Annotated in this window: 19 protein-coding genes; 8 read left to right on the top strand and 11 right to left on the bottom strand. The window is 35.6% G+C overall.

Translation table 11 applies throughout. From position 1 onward, the window contains the following. Window positions 1-268: 268 nt before the first annotated feature. The 7 genes from OWO01_RS00830 to OWO01_RS00800 form a co-directional block, all read right to left on the bottom strand. Window positions 269-817 carry a CDP-alcohol phosphatidyltransferase family protein gene (locus OWO01_RS00830; protein ID WP_268778515.1) on the bottom strand — a complete coding sequence of 183 codons (549 nt, stop codon included), beginning with the start codon at window positions 815-817 and terminating at the stop codon, window positions 269-271. Next, window positions 784-1767, bottom strand: coding sequence for a lysylphosphatidylglycerol synthase transmembrane domain-containing protein (locus OWO01_RS00825; protein WP_268778514.1), 984 nt, complete (start codon window positions 1765-1767; stop codon window positions 784-786). Before OWO01_RS00825 ends, OWO01_RS00830 begins: the two co-directional genes overlap by 34 nt. Window positions 1768-1772: 5 nt before the next feature. Continuing rightward, the gene (locus OWO01_RS00820) at window positions 1773-2276 is read right to left on the bottom strand and encodes a hypothetical protein (protein WP_268778513.1); all 504 of its coding nucleotides are present in this window, start codon (window positions 2274-2276) and stop codon (window positions 1773-1775) included. A 9-nt stretch (window positions 2277-2285) separates the two neighbouring features. Next, complete coding sequence (locus OWO01_RS00815) at window positions 2286-4049, bottom strand: ferrous iron transporter B (RefSeq protein ID WP_268778512.1); 1764 nt, start codon at window positions 4047-4049, stop codon at window positions 2286-2288. Window positions 4050-4052: 3 nt separating this feature from the next. Further along, complete coding sequence (locus OWO01_RS00810; RefSeq protein ID WP_268778511.1) at window positions 4053-4268, bottom strand: FeoA family protein; 216 nt, start codon at window positions 4266-4268, stop codon at window positions 4053-4055. Between the two features lie 251 nt (window positions 4269-4519). Next, entirely contained in the window at window positions 4520-6103 is a 1584-nt protein-coding gene (locus OWO01_RS00805) for a BCCT family transporter (RefSeq protein ID WP_268778510.1), read from the bottom strand. A gap of 94 nt (window positions 6104-6197) precedes the next feature. Further along, window positions 6198-6983 carry a Cof-type HAD-IIB family hydrolase gene (locus OWO01_RS00800; RefSeq protein ID WP_268778509.1) on the bottom strand — a complete coding sequence of 262 codons (786 nt, stop codon included), beginning with the start codon at window positions 6981-6983 and terminating at the stop codon, window positions 6198-6200. A 226-nt stretch (window positions 6984-7209) separates the two neighbouring features. On the opposite strand from OWO01_RS00800, the gene OWO01_RS00795 reads away from it, so the two are divergent. The 4 genes from OWO01_RS00795 to metA all read left to right on the top strand — a co-directional run bounded on the left by OWO01_RS00795 (window position 7210) and on the right by metA (window position 9062). Next, complete coding sequence (locus tag OWO01_RS00795; protein ID WP_268778508.1) at window positions 7210-7434, top strand: DUF1659 domain-containing protein; 225 nt, start codon at window positions 7210-7212, stop codon at window positions 7432-7434. Between the two features lie 38 nt (window positions 7435-7472). Then, window positions 7473-7685, top strand: coding sequence for a DUF2922 domain-containing protein (locus OWO01_RS00790; protein ID WP_268778507.1), 213 nt, complete (start codon window positions 7473-7475; stop codon window positions 7683-7685). Window positions 7686-7758: 73 nt separating this feature from the next. Beyond that, entirely contained in the window at window positions 7759-7896 is a 138-nt protein-coding gene (locus tag OWO01_RS00785) for a YvrJ family protein (RefSeq protein WP_268778506.1), read from the top strand. A 257-nt stretch (window positions 7897-8153) separates the two neighbouring features. Continuing rightward, window positions 8154-9062 carry a homoserine O-acetyltransferase MetA gene (gene metA / locus OWO01_RS00780; protein ID WP_268778505.1) on the top strand — a complete coding sequence of 303 codons (909 nt, stop codon included), beginning with the start codon at window positions 8154-8156 and terminating at the stop codon, window positions 9060-9062. 135 nt (window positions 9063-9197) lie between these two features. Here metA and OWO01_RS00775 read toward each other — a convergent pair whose 3' ends face one another. Beyond that, window positions 9198-10127 carry a prenyltransferase gene (locus OWO01_RS00775; RefSeq protein WP_268778504.1) on the bottom strand — a complete coding sequence of 310 codons (930 nt, stop codon included), beginning with the start codon at window positions 10125-10127 and terminating at the stop codon, window positions 9198-9200. A gap of 246 nt (window positions 10128-10373) precedes the next feature. Between OWO01_RS00775 and OWO01_RS00770 the strand changes: the two genes are divergently transcribed. Genes OWO01_RS00770 through OWO01_RS00760 form a run of 3 tightly spaced genes read left to right on the top strand, consistent with a single transcriptional unit; the run spans window position 10374 to window position 12843 of the window. After that, window positions 10374-11336: an ABC transporter substrate-binding protein gene (locus OWO01_RS00770; RefSeq protein WP_268778503.1), complete on the top strand. Its 963-nt coding sequence runs from the start codon at window positions 10374-10376 to the stop codon at window positions 11334-11336. Next, complete coding sequence (locus tag OWO01_RS00765; RefSeq protein ID WP_268778502.1) at window positions 11333-12070, top strand: ABC transporter ATP-binding protein; 738 nt, start codon at window positions 11333-11335, stop codon at window positions 12068-12070. Before OWO01_RS00770 ends, OWO01_RS00765 begins: the two co-directional genes overlap by 4 nt. Next, the gene (locus OWO01_RS00760) at window positions 12067-12843 is read left to right on the top strand and encodes an ABC transporter permease (protein ID WP_268778501.1); all 777 of its coding nucleotides are present in this window, start codon (window positions 12067-12069) and stop codon (window positions 12841-12843) included. Before OWO01_RS00765 ends, OWO01_RS00760 begins: the two co-directional genes overlap by 4 nt. 281 nt (window positions 12844-13124) lie before the next feature. Here the strand turns inward: OWO01_RS00760 and OWO01_RS00755 are convergent, their stop codons facing one another. After that, window positions 13125-14783 (bottom strand): glycoside hydrolase family 13 protein, encoded by a 1659-nt coding sequence (locus OWO01_RS00755; protein WP_268778500.1) that lies wholly within the window; start codon window positions 14781-14783, stop codon window positions 13125-13127. Window positions 14784-14804: 21 nt separating this feature from the next. Continuing rightward, the gene (locus OWO01_RS00750) at window positions 14805-16481 is read right to left on the bottom strand and encodes a glycoside hydrolase family 13 protein (RefSeq protein ID WP_268778499.1); all 1677 of its coding nucleotides are present in this window, start codon (window positions 16479-16481) and stop codon (window positions 14805-14807) included. A 281-nt stretch (window positions 16482-16762) separates the two neighbouring features. Between OWO01_RS00750 and OWO01_RS00745 the strand changes: the two genes are divergently transcribed. Continuing rightward, complete coding sequence (locus tag OWO01_RS00745; RefSeq protein WP_268778498.1) at window positions 16763-18064, top strand: lysine N(6)-hydroxylase/L-ornithine N(5)-oxygenase family protein; 1302 nt, start codon at window positions 16763-16765, stop codon at window positions 18062-18064. An 85-nt stretch (window positions 18065-18149) separates the two neighbouring features. On the opposite strand, the gene rlmN is transcribed toward OWO01_RS00745, so the two are convergent. Next, window positions 18150-19235: a dual-specificity RNA methyltransferase RlmN gene (gene rlmN, locus OWO01_RS00740; RefSeq protein ID WP_268778497.1), complete on the bottom strand. Its 1086-nt coding sequence runs from the start codon at window positions 19233-19235 to the stop codon at window positions 18150-18152. Window positions 19236-19464: the final 229 nt, after the last annotated feature.

Genomic DNA, 19464 nt, shown 5'->3' with positions numbered 1-19464 from the left:
AAGTAAGACGAAAGAAACGAGTATATGAAAGGGTGGGACTGCAGGATTTGCAATAGGGGATCATTACTTTTGATAAACTTTCCTTTTATCTTTGCATGACGAAGCAGATTGTAGCGGCTGACAACTATTTTTTAACACACAATCTTTACATGGTTCAATTTTATTCTTTTTGATTAAACGAAAAATTAGCCCCCCAATATAACTAATTAACAACATCACCACAATAACTTCCATCATGAATATACACTCCTATATATAATTTGTGTTCTTACCAAATTTTTTTCATTTTGATTTTTGAATTCATAAAATATGCGATCAACAAAATGAGAATTAGACAAAATGGATAATGGTAGGTCAAGATTGTTTCAGATTTCAACAATCGATATACGATAAGATTGATTATAGTTACCCCCATTCCTCCCACCGTAATGGGAAGTCCCTGGTAAACACCATAAAATTTTTTCACATTGTAACAAGCTAGGCGATAAGCACCCGAAAGAACGTAGATGAATACCACAATAAAGCCAAACCATCCGAAATTTGATAGATACAAGTGAAACGCGATTAGAATGGGAGCAAAGCCAAATGAAGTGATGTCGGCTAATGAATCTAGTTCTTTTCCCACCAATGTCTCTGCTTGCCATCTTCTCGCTAAATGCCCATCCAAAAAGTCTGTGATTGCAGCTAGAAAAATTAGAATAGAGCTGATCAAAAAAGTAGAACCATTAGGATTCATGCTTATTAATAAAATTGCTAATAATCCGCAGAGTAAATTTAAGAAGGTTACAAGGTTTGGAATTTTTTTCTTAATAGCCATGTGTAAAATCCTTTCATGAATAAATAACTTATGCTGATGAAAAACACTAACCAATATGTAGCAAGGCGAAACAATAGAGCAATAGCAAATACGATGTCAGTGGATGCGCCAAACGAGGTAAGAAACAGGATAAGACTAGCCTCAAAAGTACCAATTCCTCCTGGTAGCATTGGAATCATTCCGATCAAGTATGTTATATATGTCATCATCGCAATAACAAAAAAAGGAAGGTTAAGATCAAAAACACTACACAAATAAGCTAGTTTAACTGCAAACAATAACCAAATAACAATCGAAAGGATTAACTGATAAATCAAATAACAGTAATTGCTTTTCAGTTGCTTAACCGTTTCTTCTAGTTGAACAAAAAAATCCTCGATTTTATTATTGTTCTTCCATCGTTTAAAACGGATAATGCCTTTTTTTATTTGTCCTGGATATAGGAATAGATACAAAACGAGCAAAAAGAGGATAATAAGCAATAATAAACTGATGATCAATAACCAATGATTGATAACACGATAATTACCTATTAGAAAGAATAGAGTACTAATAAAATTCAAACATAAGAACCCAGCTAAACTAATGATTTTCTGTGTTCCAACATAAGCAGTAGCCACACCAGCCTTCAAGTGATTGTTCTTCGCAAGCCAAACCACCTTCGTAACTTCTCCACCTGCCTTGACAGCGGGAGTAATCACTTCAACTAAATTACCTAACATATTCATTTCTACAATAACCGAGAAAACCTGATCCAACTTCAACCAACGATTAATTGACAACCACTGCACGTTTATCAATATCATCGATACGATTTGAAGAAAAAATAAAACAATAAAGTACTCAAAATGAATCTGGCGAAATCCCTGGACGATATCTGTAATATCAATGAAAAATAGAAACACAATAAGTAAAAGCAGACAACTGAAAATGTATTTTTTTCTTTTCATTCTGATTACCTAACAAGTAACGTTGTTGCATTCATTTTTCTAACCAAACGTGCTAGTAAACCTCTATCGTTTTGTTGCCGAACCAAAATACGAGTTCCTCGAATGGAGCGAAGCCATACAGACTGAAGTACTCTTTTTTGAGGAAATACTTGTCTAGCGATATGTACAACAGAAAAATCTTTCGGACATATTTCTTCGCCACCTGCTTGAATTACATCAATAAGATCTGTTAACTTTAACTTTTTTATTACTTTGTTCGCTCTGTTAACGGCATCAGCATCTATATCAATGACAGTGACATTTGCCTTCGTTTTTTGGGCGATGACAATAGCAGTAGCCGGGACTGAACCTCCTCCGATACACAGCACGCGATCTTCCGCACCTATATTGCCTAAATCAATTTCTGTTGTAACGATGTTTCGGTAATATTTTTCAAACAAATACCAACCAATACAGCGACAAGACGCAGATTGCTCTAACCACTTTGTTGTCCAACGAATAAAACACATAGATATCACCTATCTTTCTAACAAAAATAATACAAATCTACCAATTTGATGAATAAGCCCACCAAATAATAATGCTAAAGTCGTAGTAGCAAGAAAAAGATAGATCGCTACTTTTAGTTTAAATTCCTTTACTAATACAATAAACACAGAAATACATGGTAGATAGAAAAGGGCAACGACTGAACCAACAATTAATTGTAATACACTTAAATTCATCTCTAACAAAGGCATCACGGCTAATTCACGTCGAATAATGCCAAGCAGTAGCGTAATACTAGCCTCTTTTGGTAAACCAAGCCAATGAACCATTAGTGGCTCAAGCCAACTTCCAAGTAAATGAATAAGAGCTGTTTCAAAAATTAAGGCTGCCAAGATAATTCCTAACATCATCGGTATTTCAGCTTCTAATAAAAAGTGTTTCAATCGAATCCAGATCTTTTTCATAAAAGAACTAAAGTTAGGTACTAGTAAGCTAGGAACATCGATAATCACTGGTTCTGCTCGGCCTGGGACCCACCGATTTAACATCGTACCAGCGAAAATAATAACACCAAAGGATAAAATAAAAATAAATAATAAGGCAAGAATGGATTGATCACCTAATAAAGCGATAAATGCTCCCGTTTGTGCTGTACAAGGAACTCCAATTGAAATAAGACAAGTAAGAATTAATCGTTCTTTGTAGGAGGTTGAAGCTCTCGTACCTAAAATAGCAGGAACGGCGCACCCATACCCCATAATAAATGGAACAATATTGTGACCAGGTAGACCTACTTTTCGTAATAATCCATCTACTAAAACGGCTAGTCTAGGTAAATATCCGCTATCTTCTAGAAAAGAAAGCACAAAATAAAACAACAACACATATGGTAATATTAAGGCAAAGGGCCACTCAATACCTTTTACTAAAACACCAAATTCACCAACTAATATATTCTGAAGTGCTCCCTCAGATAGAAATCGTTCGACTAGTGCAGTAATATTTGGAACATAAAAGTCATTTACTATTGGTAGCAACAGAAGGGAGCGTAGTGCTTTCCCTCCACCTACAACGATTCCTAAAGAAAGGGCAAGAACAAACATTGCAATTGGCACCCCAGGTATCGGCCTTAACATAGCTTCACCAATTCGATCGATCCATGTTTGCTTAACCGTTGAAATCGTTTCAACCTGATTAACAATTTCGTCGATACTCTCATCATGAAGTGTTTTAAATGAGGAATCCAATCGCTCACTCGAATCAATACTTGCATGATAAAAATAAGCAATTGATTCTTTTAATTGTGGGATTCCTATGTTTTTCGTTGCAACTGTTTCGATTACAGGAGCATGTAATAACCTTCCTAATTCCTTGCTATCGATCGAGATCCCCTTGCGTTCTGCAACATCAACCAAATTTAAAGCATATACAATGGGAACCTGAAATTTTTCTAGCTCTCTCGCTAACATTAAGTCGCGAGCTAAATTCGTTGCATCTAATACACAAACAATCACTCTTCCACCTTGATTAAGTATATTCACTGCCACCATTTCAGCCTCTGAATTAGCTTGTAAAGAATATGTTCCCGGTAAATCAACCACAGGAACCTTTGCTTTATTTGCCTCCATTTTTCCTGTCATTAATTGAACCGTTGTCCCAGCATAGTTGGATGACATCACATGTATACCAGTTAATTTGGAAAAAATAACACTCTTACCTACGTTAGGGTTACCAATTAGCAACACAGCATTTTTATGATCAAACTTCCCATCATACTCAACATGACAATCCATAAACTAATTCACCAACCTAACATCAATGTTTAAAGCAAAGTGTTTATCAATCGCAATATTTCTATGTTTGTGCTTAACTACGATCGGGCCATGAAAAGGTTGTCTTGTTAACACACAAATCTCACATCCCGGTCTAATTCCAAAAATAGAAAGCAGCTGATTATTGGGAACACCTTCAATAAAACAACGTGTGTTTTTCTTCATCTCATATAAATTCATGTTCAACCCTCCTTAATAATGATAATCATTATCATTATGTCTTTTTAAAAAAAGCCTCTATGGCTAGGAACTTCATGTACACGTTCTAAATGATAACTATTCTCACTAAATTCATTATAGCAGAATATTATAACGAATTTATGTGAAAAACATCACATAATTGTGAACATTTTATGTCTTTTTCGCTTTCAAAAAACAATGGAAAAGCCTGCATTGTGTGAATCATTCACAATACAGGCTTTTCTAATTCATTATTCTTTTGTATTGTTTTCTTTTTTCTCCTGTCTACCTTGCACATATAGATCATTACTGAACATGAATAAAACGGAGATAATCATCAGGATCATGATTACCGTAAACGGTAGTGCAACAACTATAGATGCGGTCTGAAGTGCATCCAATCCTCCCTCTCCACTTAGCAAAAGCACACTAGCGGTTCCTGCTATTAATATCCCCCATACAAATTTAACCCACCGTTTAGGAGAAAGACTTCCTTTTGAACTCATTACCCCCAATACATAAGAAGCTGAATCAGCAGAAGTAATAAAGAAAATGATAACAAGTAAAACGGCTAAAGTAGATGTAACAGTGTGTAATGGCAATTCAGCCAACATTGCGAATAACGCAACCTCAACTTCATTATTCACAAGCTCTGCAATTCCACCAGATTGAATCATTTCAATATTTAAGGCTGTCCCACCGAAAACAGAAAACCAAAGAATGGCGACTAAGGAAGGTACAACTAACACTCCCGCAATAAATTCACGAATCGTTCTTCCTCTAGAGATTCGTGCAATGAACAAACCAACGAAAGGAGCCCATGATACATGCCATGCCCAAAAGAAAATAGTATTTCTCCCCAGCCAATCTGAATCAGAGAATGGTGTTAATGTTAAGCTCATCGGAATAAGATTACTTACATACCCCCCTAATGTTGTAACCGTATTTTCTAATATAAAAATTGTCGGTCCTACAACGATTACAAAGGTAAACAATAATACCGCTACCACTAAATTTGTGTTACTTAATATTTTGATCCCTTTATTGACCCCTCTTGCCGCAGAAATCATGAATAAAATCGTTACGATTCCTATAATCACCATTTGTGTGGTGGCATTATTAGGGATATTGGTTAAATAAGATAGTCCACCACTAATTTGTAAAGCACTTAAACCAAAAGTAGTAGCTACACCTATTGCTGTCGTGATAACTGCAAGAAAATTAATTGCCTGTCCTGTTTTCCCATTAGCCTTTTCCCCAATTAATGGATAGAAGGCAGAACTTATTAAGGCCGGTTGATCCTTTTTGTATTGAACGTAAGCGAGCGTTAGTCCGATAATGGAGAAGATCGCCCATGGGTGCAGTGCCCAATGAAAAACGCTATAGCGCAAACTAGCTAACGCAGCTTCAGTCGTATTCGCCTCCACTCCAATTGGTGGGGGATCACCAAAGTATAGCAATGGTTCAGCCACTCCCCAAAAAACAAAACCAACACCTACTCCCGCCGCAAATAGCATACCTATCCATGAAAACCATGTGTATTCGGGTAAATCATCCGGTTTTCCTAACTTTAGCCTTCCATAAGGACCTGCAGCTAAGCCAATCACAAAAACCACAAACGATAGTGTTACCAGCATATAAAACCAGCCAAAATGATGAATCATCCAATCCAACGCTTCTGCTGTTGCTTCATATAAAGAAGAAGGCGTGATCGCTCCCCATAAAACAAATAACGAAACAATTACTGCTGAACAGTAAAAGACAATCGATGGTTTTTTTGTGCGGTATTGATAACTTTCTTCATTCATTGTTTTTCTTCGTAAGATGCAATTCACTTCTTTCTCTTTGATAGAATCATATGAAGAATTCGAAACAAATCTTATACTGGAGCAACCGTCCATAATAAAAACATTGCACGGATCTTCTGTTTTACTTTGTCACTAAGCCAACCAATGTAAGCCCATGTAAAATTCCATCATCACTAACATCCTTGGTCACATATTTAGCAACTTCTTTTACTTCTTCTACCGCGTTACCCATTGCGACACTATTAGGAATACTTCGAAGCATTTCAATATCATTTAAACCATCTCCAAAAGCATATTGATTTGCTTCTGAAATTCTTAATGCTTCTAACACATACTTAATTCCATTCGCTTTTGAACCACCTTTAGGTAGTACATCAACTGATAATGGATGCCACCGAACAAAATCAAAGGAAGGATATTTCTCTTGATAATACACCTCTTCCCCTTCTGTACAGAAAAATAACGATTGATAGATATCTCGACCTTGATAATAAGCTGGATCATGGGTTGGAAAATGTTTGATTTTTAATGTAGCAATACTTTCGTTTATGTATGCATGTTCAGGTACATTTGCTTTCATATCAGTCGCATCCATATAAACAATTGGATGATTTCTTGCAAGTCCATCTGCTGTCATTTTTTCTAACGAAGGAATATCTAATGGATTTGTGAAAATTTCCTTCCCTTCTACAACGACGTAAGAACCATTATAACTAACATATGTATCAATCGATAACTCTTTCCGAAGGTCTTCATACATAAACGGGGCACGACCAGTTGCTATAGCAACGATATGTCCCGCTTCTTTTAATTGTTTTACAGCTTTCTTTGTTGATAATGGTAGCTGTTTTTCGTGGTCTAATAAAGTACCATCAATATCAAAAAAAATAACCGATTTATTCTTCATTATTATCTGCTCCCTCTATTTTTGCTCGAAATTCGCAATGAATTTTATTTCTTCTTATTAACCGTGCCTTTTAAACATAAGTAAAGCCAAAATCATTCAGCAAAACATGTTAAAGAAAAGTATATCATATTTAATGTATTCGTTTCTAATAGGTAACTTTTTATTTTCATATAGGCACTTCCTGTTCTTACCGTTGCGATTATATGGACGAAAGGAGGTGCTTACCATGGCAGTAGCTGAAAAAGTAGATTCACGTTTGCAGTTAGTTTTCGTAACAGGTTTTGACGACATTAGTGGCGATGTAATTACGAAGACAAAGGCATTTAATAATGTCAAAACAGATGCAACATCAGAACAATTGCTTGCAATCACGGATGTATTAGTATCCTTGCAACAACTTCCTTTGCAAACCGTACGTCGTAATGATACGACACTCTTAACCCGTGCGTAATCACTGAAAAAACAGATGAGAAAAGAGGTGAATGATTGATGAAAACATTAGAATTGAAATTCCTTAATGAAGAAAACCGTGTCGTTACTTTCACATTAGATGAACCAATCGAACCCGCTGATCCAACAGCAATTAATGAAGCAATGGATCAAATGATTTCAGAGAACGTGTTCTATTCTACGGGTGGCGATTTAAAAGAAAAGCATAGTGCGAGAATCGTCGAGCGTACTGTTGAAATGATTGAAATTTAACCCAACTGGAGAGAGGGATAATGTGTAAGCATTACTCCCTCTTTCTATTAAATTAGGAAAGGAGTTACTTTCTATGGAGGAGACATTGCTATCGTTTCTAACAGATGTTGGCTTTCCAATTGCAGTAACATTTTACTTGTTACATCGAATTGAAGGAAAACTAAACACATTAATTCAATCCATTGTAGCATTGCCTGATAAGATAAAGTAACCAAAAAACGCACCCTCCTGGTCATTCCTAACAGAAAACCAGGGGGGATTTTTTTGAAAAGGACTTATCCCCGCTGCTAACACCCAGAGTTACTATTTTTAAGAAGGCAAAATTGAGAAACACTAATGCAGTGAAATAACTAACGAATAATATGAAAATTCACACTTCTCTTCGGGATTTTTTTCTAATCTGTTGCCGATATTGGAAATGGTGGCTATAATGATTAGACAGGACTATGTGGGGGGAGATGGTGAACGATGCCAATTAATATTCCAAAGAAATTACCTGCTCGATCTATTTTAGAAAAAGAGAATATCTTCTTAATGGATCCAGATCGAGCAACATCACAAGATATTCGACCATTAAATATATTAATTCTTAATTTAATGCCCGAAAAAGAACGTACAGAAACTCAGTTATTACGCTTACTTAGCAACTCGCCATTACAGGTTTATGTTGATTTTATTCACACAGAAAGCTATCAATCAAAAAATGTTCCAAAATCTCATTTAAAGCAGTTTTATCAAACATTCTCCGATATTAAAAGCAAGCACTATGACGGAATGATAATTACTGGAGCACCTGTTGAACATTTAGCTTTTGAAGAAGTGAGTTATTGGCAAGAGATAACCGAAATCATGAAATGGACTAACACAAACGTTACCTCTGTTCTTCACATCTGTTGGGGAGCACAGGCCGCCTTATATTATCATTATGGCATAACAAAATCAGATCGACCCGCAAAAATTAGTGGTATATTCAATCATCACATTATTAAACCAACATGTAAGCTCGTTCGCGGAATAAATGATGAGTTTTTTGCACCACATTCTCGAAATACAGATGCAGATTATGAAGCAATCGACAATCATCCTGATCTATTCATCTTAGATAAATCAAAAAATGCAGGTCCATTTTTGATTGCTTCAAAAGATGAAAAACATATCATGATCACTGGACATATCGAATATGATGCTACAACACTAGCAGAAGAGTACAAACGTGATTTAGCTAAAGGGTTGAATATACATATGCCTACAGATTATTTCCCAGAAAATAATGTGGATAATGCTCCAATAAATCGTTGGCGCTCTGAGGGTTATTTATTATTTTCCAACTGGCTAAATTATTATGTCTATCAGGAAACTCCATACCAATGGACATAAATCCCTTCGTAATGTTTCCTAGTTAAGCCCAATTGTCCTTGTTTTAAGATGAAAAAGCTAAACGCACAGTTTTTTTGACATCCTGCGCATTTAACTATGATAATAACGTAGGGGAAAATATTTCCCCCTACGTTATTATAGTAACATACTTAGAATAAGTAATAATCCAAACGACAGATGCAGTTTGTTTGTTTCGGGAACCAAGGCCTTCTGATCTACCGCAACCAATCGATAACTTTTCATTGCTAAAGGAATCGTAAGCCAAGTAACAAGCGAATATATAGGTAGCCTATTGATAAGAACAAATAGAAGAACCAACAAATAGCATGAAACTAGTAAACCTATGTAGAGATTGCGTCCAAAACGAAATCCTAGACGGACCGTTAATGTCCGAATTCCTAAATCTTTATCTCGGTCAAAGTCGCGCAATTCATTGCTTAACATAAGTGCTGGTATCAATAAACTTACAGGTAAACCTAATAAAATCGGTGCCCATGAAAATGATTCAGAAAACACCACGTAAGCTCCATAAACCATAAGTGGGCCCATTAAGAGAAAAGACAAAGGCGTTCCTAATCCTCTCTTTTTATAAACGATAGGCTCCCCAGTATACGCATAGCTTCCGATCATCCCTAAAATACCAACGAGTAGCACAGCACGTGAGCTGATGGCTAATAAAACGATACCAATCAGTCCAGTCATCGCAAAACATACCATTCCAAATAAAAAGATTGAAATATCAAAAAGCGTTCGATCTTTCCCTAAAAACCGATACTTCGTTATACTTTGCGGTCGATATTTATACTCACATTCAAAATAATCATTAATTAGATTAGCCCCCGCTTGTACAAATAATCCCGCAATCGTAACTAATATTATCTTCACTAGATCGATTAATAGATTATCTGATTGAAACAAGAATCCGTCATGAGAAGCAAGTACAATACCAATCGTTGTTGAGTATAGAGCTAAAGTCAGGGATAACGGTCTTGTTGCATAAAAATAATCCATTAGTATTCTCTTTGTTAATCTTGGCAAATCATGTCGTACTAATTGTTCTTCCATATGAAATTCTCTCCATGCAATTAATATATATTTCTATTATTGACTTTCATTATTTTTTCACTAGAACAGTTAAAAGTCAATGTTTGATAGAGTATCATACATTATTTTACACACTTTAATTCATAAAATGTACATAAAAGTTCATCATTTCACATTGATTTTTTCATTGGCAGTGATTAAAATGAGAAAGAATGTTGATTTTTGTAAATAGAAAGACGAAAATTTCATAAACTTAGGGGGAGAAAAATGAGAAAAAGAAGTTTTATTCTGATCATGGGATTACTTATTTTAGTGTTAGTAGGATGTAATACTAACGAAACAGAGGAAGGGAGTAATTCTGAAGAACAAGCAGAAAACAATCCTTCTACATCCGAAGAGGAAAATGATACGCTTAAAATTGGCATTATGCCCGCTGTCGATGGTGCGCCAATCTTCGTTGCTGAAAGTGAGGGGTATTTTGAGGAATTGGGACTAGATTTAGAGGTAACTATCTATTCCAATGCAAACAACCGTCAAAGCGCACTACAAACTAACGAATTAGATGGAGCAATGACAGATTTAGTTGCTGTATTAAATAATCACCATAACGGTTTTGAAACCAAACTTGTCACTAGCACAGACGGAAGCTTTGCGTTTTTAACACAAGAAGATTTTGATGGAGAAGGCACCAAGGACCTAGGTCTTATGGAAATAAGTGTGTCAAATTATTTGGCTGATTATTATGTAGCACCTAACTATGATGTTAACAAAGTATTTATTAACGAAATCCCAGCTCGACTTGAAATGATTAATACTGGACAATTAGATATTGGTTTCATCCCAGAGCCAGCCGCATCAACGGGCGAGTTAAATGGTTTAACAAAGTATATTACGGTTACCGATGATAATGGTTCTTCGTTACAAGCGATGGTCTTTACAACGGAGTCATACCAAAATAACCATACGGCAATCGCAAAGTTTGTTCAAGGCTACAACAAAGCTGTCGAAGCAATCCAAGAAGATCATAATTTAGCACTTGACGCTCTACTTTCCGAACTCGACTTAAATCCAGAGATCAGAGAACTTATTCATTTGCCAGACTATCAATTAGCAAGAGTACCTAGTGAAGATTATGTAAATCAAGTGATCTCCTGGGTGGAAGAAGTACAAGATATGGAGCTTGATGTCGATTATCAAGAAATGATTACCTCGGAGTTTCTAAATCAATGATTGAAGTAAAAGACTTATTGATCAAGTACGGGAATCATACCGTACTTGATCATCTTCAATTACACGTTGGCTCACAAGAAAGTATTGCAATAATCGGACCTTCAGGTTGTGGTAAAAGCACCTTACTTTATGCACTAGCTGGTATAATCAAACCTCAATCCGGAACAATAGAAATTAACGGAGAAGCAGTAAATGGCACGCGCAAAGAAACAGGGGTTATCTTACAATCCTATGGACTCTTGCCATGGAAAACAGTTTGGGAGAATGCTAGTTTAGGTTTACAAATTCGAAAACTTCCAAAAAAAGATATTCAAACAAAAGTAAGTAAGATACTAAAACAATTACATATCATCGATCAAAAAAATAAATATCCTGTACAGCTTAGCGGCGGACAACAACAACGTGTTGCCATTGCTAGAGCACTCGCAATAGAACCAGATTTATTATTAATGGACGAGCCCTTCTCTTCACTTGACGCAATTGTACGTGAAGAATTACAACATGTATTGGTGGACACTTATTATCGAAAAAAGCTGTCGATCTTATTTGTTACGCACAATATTGAAGAAGCGGTTTTTCTAGGACAAAAGATTATCGTTATGCAACCCAATCCTGGAAGTATTAGAGCAATTGTTGAAAATGAACATTTTGGCGATCCGGATCTCCGAAAGAAGAAAAGTTTTCACGAAACTTGTGTCAAAGTACGTCAATTAATGGAAGGGCAAACCGAATGATACAAACTTTCTTATCAAAATACAAAACCATTTATGCGAGTTTATTTGTCATTACTTTTTGGTATCTATGTCATCTATTTATTCAGTCCACTATAATCCCAAATCCGCTTCATACATTTGTAACATTTTTCCGATTACTTCAAGGAGATATGTTATTACATGTTGGAGCAAGCTTACTTCGTATTTCTGTATCTGTTTTTATTGCAATTGTGATCGGGGTTTCACTTGGATTATTTCTTGGTCTCCACAATAAATTGGATCGCATCTTTGGACCAGTCGTCTATCTTTTATATCCATTGCCTAAGATTGCATTTTTACCTATTTTTATGATTTTATTTGGACTAGGGAATACGTCAAAAATTATCTTAATTACTGTAATCATTTTATTTCAAATTTTAGTCACCATCCGTGACAGTGTAAAAGGTCTAAGTAAAGAACTTTTCTATTCTATTCGTTCCTTAGGTGCTAGCAAGGTACAAATATATCGACACCTTATTCTTCCAGCAATAACTCCAAAATTACTAACCGCTCTTAGAATTAGTGTTGGAACAAGTATTTCAGTCCTATTTTTTGCAGAAAATTATGCTACCAGATATGGAATTGGATATTTTATCATGGATGCTTGGATTCGAATCAATTACTTAGAAATGTATGCTGGAATTATCGCAATAAGCATATTGGGGTTAGTTGTCTTTAAGGCTATTGACTTAATAGAACATGGTATTTGTAAGTGGACGTTATTAGAAAAAGGAGAGAATAATTCCTATTTCTAGTTTTATCCCGAAGCAACCGTCCCTAAGACTCCCATTTCACAACAACAAGAATACCAAGTTGTTTCAGTGGGAGTAGCGGACGCTAGCACCCCGAATGGTTCAAAATCCTTTAGGTCATCCTTTAGGGCTAACAATCAGTGGTGGAATATCTAAAAACCTCCACTGATTGAAGTTTCTCTTTATTTGATAAAAGTTCCTAACCCTTGGGATCTTAACAAAAAACTCATCCTTTTCTCTACAAAAAAAACAGGTACTCTAAATAATGGTACCTGTTTTCAATATTATTTAAGTCGATATACTCTAGCTTCATAAGGTCTTAACTGGAATTCTCGGGCAAATTCATTATCGATTTGATAATTACTCAATTCCAGGGTATCAACCGTCAAATCAGTTGGCAAGGTAAAACTAGTCTGTTGAGCAAACATATTTACAATAATGATAAAAGCACCCGTTTGATCCGATCTTGTGTAAGCATAAACTTGTTCATGATCTTTAGCTACAAGTCGATAACTTCCATAAATAAGCGTTGGTGTTTTTTTTCGAAGTGTAATCATTTTTTTGTAATAATGATAAATCGAATTCGGATCTTCTACATTTTGTTTGACATTAATATCTGGATAGTTAGGGTTTACTTTTAACCAAGGCGTACCTGTAGTAAAACCAGCTTGTGGCTCACTTGACCACTGCATCGGAGTTCTAGAATTATCTCGACCATTCTTCCAAATAATATTCATGATATCTTCATGACTTTTTCCAATAGCTCGTTCCATCTTGTAGAGGTTTTTCATCGCCACATCATTATATTCTTCAATCGTCTCAAATTGAACATTTGTCATACCAATTTCTTGCCCTTGATAAATGAATGGTGTACCTTGCATTAAAAAGTATAATGTGGCAAGAGCTTTGGCTGAAGTTTTCCTTAGTCCATTATCATTTCCCCAGGTCGAAACAGAACGGGGTTGGTCATGATTTTCTAGAAATAACGCATTCCAACCAGTTCCATCTAATCCGGTTTGCCACTTCGTTAATGTTTGTTTTAATGCCGATAAGTCTAAACCACCACTTACATTTTTCCCCCATAAATCTAAATGTTCAAACTGAAAGATCATATTAAAATATCCGTTATCCTCACCAACCCACTGACCAGCATCCTCTAACGTAACACCATTTGCCTCTCCTACTGTCATTACATCATAGTTGCGAATCGTCTTATTAGCAAACTCAGTTAAAAATCTATCAATCCCGGGACGATTCATATGTCCTTGAAAAGAAGGAACATATTTTTTCCCATATGGATTTGGCATATCAGGGAAACCTGGTTCTTTTTTGATGTGCGAAATAGCGTCTACTCGAAACCCATCGATTCCCTTATCTAACCACCAATTAACCATTTCATACAAACTCTCTCGAACGTTCGGATTTTCCCAATTTAAATCAGGTTGCTTTGTTGAGAAAACATGAAGATAATATTCTTCCGTCTTTTCATCAAACTCCCAGGCAGATCCACTAAAGATGGATTCCCAATTATTTGGCTCTTCACCGTTTTTTCCGGGATGCCACACATAATAATCACGGTAAGGGTTATCTTTTGAACAACGCGATTCAACAAACCATGGATGTTCATCAGATGTGTGATTGATTACTAAATCCATAATTAACTTCATTCCACGATTATGTGTTTCAACTAGGAGTTGATCGAAATCTTCCATTGTACCAAATTCATCCATAATCGCTTGATAATCACTAATATCATAACCATTATCATCATTAGGTGATTGATATATTGGGCTTACCCAAATAACATCAATTCCCAATTCTTTCAAATAGTCTAGTCTTTGTATAATTCCTTGGATATCACCAATTCCATCCCCGTTTGAGTCTTGAAAACTCCGAGGATAAACTTGATAGGCAACTGCCTCTTTCCACCACTTTCTGTTCATCATAGTTGTCCCCATTTTTCATTAGTTTAGTATATATACAACGGCTTCATATGGTTGTAATGTAAAAGCTTTCAGATCTCTTTCTATATCAAGATCCATATTTGCAATCAATATCTTTTCTGTTTGATGCTTAATTGTATCAGGTAATTGAAACATCGCAGTTTGATCTGAAAAATTACAGATCACGAGTAGACGCTCATCATTCCATGTCCTAGTATAGGCATAGAGTTGTTCGTCATCAGGAAGAAGTAATTGATATTTCCCATGTACAATCACCGAATATTTTTTTCTTAAATTAATTAATCTTTGATAATAGTAAAAGATTGACTCTTTATCTGCCAATGCTCGGCGAACATTAATTGTTTTATAGTTAGGATTAACAGGAATCCAAGGCACACCGTTTGTAAAACCTGCTTCTGGTTCATCACTCCAATGCATGGGAGTCCTAGCATTATCACGACTTCTCTTATGAATCGCCTCTAACATCTCTTCTTTTGTTAATAACCCATTAGTTGTATAATCATGATAAGCATGAATGGTCTCGAGATCTCGATAGTTATCGATCGAATCAAATTGGACATTCGTCATTCCAATTTCTTCACCCTGATAAATGTACGGGGTTCCTTTTAACATATGAAGACATGTCGCCAGCATTTTCCCAGATCGTTCTCGATATTGTCGTGATGGATTACCAAAACGTGAAATAGCACGAGGTTGATCATGGTTACTCCAATAAAGACTGTTCCAACCTTCATTTTCTAATCCTTCTTGCCAACGCGAAAATATTGCTTTTAGTTCGGTTAACTTCCATTCTTGTGGTGTCCATTTCCCTAATTTCCCGTCCCCTAAACTAACATGGTCAAAATGAAACACCATATTTAATTCATTTCGCTCTTTCCCAGTGTATAATTTCGCTTCTTCCACATTTACTGCAGGCATTTCTCCCACCGTAATTGTATTGTACTTACGAAGTACTTTTTGATTCATTTCTTGTAAATACTCATGAACTCTTGGGCCATTAAAATAATACGGCCCTCCATCTCCATAGCCAGTAGCTTGCTCTACCCCATCTGGGTAACTTGGATCTTTCGAGATCATGTTAATTACATCCATACGAAATCCAGCCACACCTTTATCTAACCAATAAAGCATCATTTGATAAATATCATTTCTTAAAGCAGGGTTCTCCCAATTGAGGTCTGGTTGTTTTTTGCTAAATAAATGCAAGTAATATTGACCACTTTTCTCATCATATTCCCATGTACTTCCTCCAAAGGCAGCTCCCCAGTTTGTTGGCGCTGATCCGTCTGGCAAAGGATCTTTCCAAATATAATAATCACGATAAGGACTATTCCTATTGTTTTTTGCTTCGATAAACCAATGATGTTCATCAGATGTGTGATTCACGACTAAGTCCATCATAATATTGATCTCCCTAGTGTTTGCTTCTGCAATAAGCTGATCAAAATCTTCCATCGTTCCAAATTCATCCATGATTGCCTGATAATCACTAATATCATAGCCATTATCATCATTAGGTGATTGGTATACTGGTGACAACCAAATTACGTCAATCCCAAGAAATGCTAAATAATCCAACTTCTCAATAATACCTTTAATATCTCCAATTCCATCATTATTACTATCATTAAAACTGCGTGGATAAACTTGATAGACAACGCTTTCTTTCCACCACACGGACTTTTCCCTCCTTTTTATAAACTCAACAAATTATCAATAGAACCAATGAATTTTCATCCTTTATTATTACTAATAGGGTTTAACGGCAAACGATTGCACATTTCAGAATATCATAGGAAATGTACCCTTGCAACAATTTTTGATCATACTTTTCATAATCTACTATCTATTCGTTTATTATCCTAGTGTTTCGATTATTTTATCCTGTTTTCGGGTATATCTACCGTAAAGTCAAAATTCAAGCAGTGTGGGTTTTGATTAAGAAAAGGGGGGTCATAATGAGAGAAAATATATATGATTTAATTGGTATCGGTATTGGTCCATATAATTTAGGTTTAGCTGCACTGATTGATGAACAAGAAGGAATCAACGGTTTGTTTTTTGAACAGACAAACAAATTTGAATGGCATCCAGGTATGTTAATTGATGGTGCAAATTTACAGGTTTCTTTTTTAGCTGATTTAATCACCATCGCAAACCCCAAGAGTCCTTACACCTATCTGAACTACTTACACACACACCAACGTCTTTACTCATTCTTTTTTCTACATAAGTTTGAGATTCCAAGACAAGAATATGACGCCTATGCCCGATGGGTCGCAAACCAATTAACTCATTGTCATTTTGGTTCAGAAGTAGTTGACGTGATCGATCATCAACAATATTATGAAGTCAAAGTTAAAAACAAGAAAAAGAATGCAGTGGAACGATATTTTACTAAACATATTGTTCTTGGCACCGGTACAAAGCCGGCTACCATCTCTGATACACAACAACATCCGAATGAAGATGTCCATCATTCTAGCCAATATCTATTCCATAAAAAGACAACAAAAGAAGCACAATCCATTACATTGGTTGGATCAGGACAAAGTGCTGCAGAAATTTTTTTAGACTTACTGAAGACACAGAAAGATTATGACTATCAGCTTACCTGGCTGACAAGAAGTGCTGGATTATTTCAACTGGATCAGTCGAAGCTTGGACAAGAAATATTTTCCCCAGATTATGTTGATTATTTTCACCGCTTATCCTTTGCTCAGAGAAAGGAAGCACTTGAATTACTTGAGCCTTTACGAAATGGTGTACAAGAAGCCACTTTACATGAACTATATGAACTTCTGTATCATCAATCCATTCAAGGCAATCCATCGAATACTATCATTCGCCCGTTGATTGAAGTAAAGGGAATTACAACTGTTGATCAAAAATACGTGCTTGATTGTTATCAATGGCAAAAAAAGCAATCCGTACAGTATGTAAGTGAAAAAGTTATTTTAGCTACTGGTTATGTCCCAAACATACCGGATTGGTTTTATACTCGCTTCCAAGATAAAATTGTTTGGGAGGATGATAAGAGGTATAAAGTTACAAAAGATTATCGACTTATATTTCAGGAGGACACTGCTAGTAATAAAGACAATTATTTTTTCACACAAACAAACTTAGAACACTCACATGGTAGTAGTGCAACAAACCTTGCTTTAACAGTCGACCGTAATGTGCAAATTGTTAATACAATAGCTGGAAAAGAGTTATATCAGAGACAAACAGGAAGAACTTTTACGGACTTCACTTAAAAATTTTTTTCAATTCGAATAGTGAATTATTTTGTCGTTCTTAAGCTTTTTCCGTCTCAACACAACAAAAGGACAGTTAATGATTCTAACTGTCCTTTTGTTTGATTTCATTTGATTTCTTTAATTGTTTACTACGCAACTGTCCGCATGCTGCATCGATATCGGACCCTTGTTCCACTCTAACCCCACAATTGATCCCTTCTTTTAACAAAGTTTCATAAAAGGTTAAAATGGATTGTTTTGTGCTTCTCTCATATTGATTGTGTTCTTCCACTGGATTATATGGAATCAAGTTAACATACGATAAATGCCTTTTATCTTTAAGCAATTTCGCAAGTTGGATTGCTTCTTGTTTCCCGTCATTCACGCCTTTTAATAAAATATATTCAAAAGTGATCCGACGATTTGTCGTCTTTAAATAATAATCAATCGCATCCATTAATTTATTAATTGGAAAAGCTTTATTAATTTTCATAATTCGGGTACGGAGCTCATCATTCGGTGCATGAAGAGACACTGCTAAATTTACTTGCATTGGTTCATCAGCAAATGCTTGGATTTTATGAGCTAAACCACTAGTAGAAACAGTAATGTGTCTCGCCCCAATGGATAAGCCCTCTTGATCATTTACTACACGCAAGAAATTCATCGTATGTTCGTAATTATCAAAAGGTTCACCAATTCCCATTACGACAATATGACTAACTCGCTCTTCTTTCCCACGGGAATCCAAGTGATGCTGAACTTTCATAATTTGCCCAACAATCTCTCCACTAGTTAAATCTCGATTTTTTTTCAATAATCCACTTGCACAAAATGTACAACCTATATTACAACCGACTTGGGTCGTTACACAGACAGATAGCCCATACGAAAAACGCATTAGAACGGTTTCAATTAAATTCCCATCTGTCAATTTAAAAAGAAACTTTATTGTACCATCTTTGGACTCTTGTACAATTTCTTCTTCCAATGTTTCTATTTCAAAAGTGTTTGCTAATAACTCCCGGCAATCTTTGTTCACGTTTTTCATTTCATCAAATGAAGTAACGCGTTTTTGATATAGCCAGTCCCAAATTTGCTTTGCACGAAATTTTTTCTGACCATTAGCTAATAACCAATCGGTTAATTGTTTTTTTGTTAATCCATAAATGGATTGCTTTCGATTCATCTCTATAATCCCTCATTTACACATTTTACTCTTCCAATAGATCTTCAATCTTTTTATTATAACTATTTTGGTTCAAAATCGCAATAAAGATGTTAAAAAAAGCCTATATTACAGTTTTTTTGGATTATTTCTCAAAATACCTTGGTAAGGGGTTGCATTCTAAAGATCATCTTGTTATAATTGCATTAGCTATTTTGTTCGACAAAACACTTCAAGTAACTAGCAACGT

The sequence above is a fragment of the Natronobacillus azotifigens genome (assembly GCF_026805325.1).
In the GTDB taxonomy this organism is placed as follows: Bacteria; Bacillota; Bacilli; order Bacillales; family Amphibacillaceae; genus Natronobacillus; species Natronobacillus azotifigens.
This window is presented reverse-complemented; position numbering and strand designations above follow the sequence as displayed.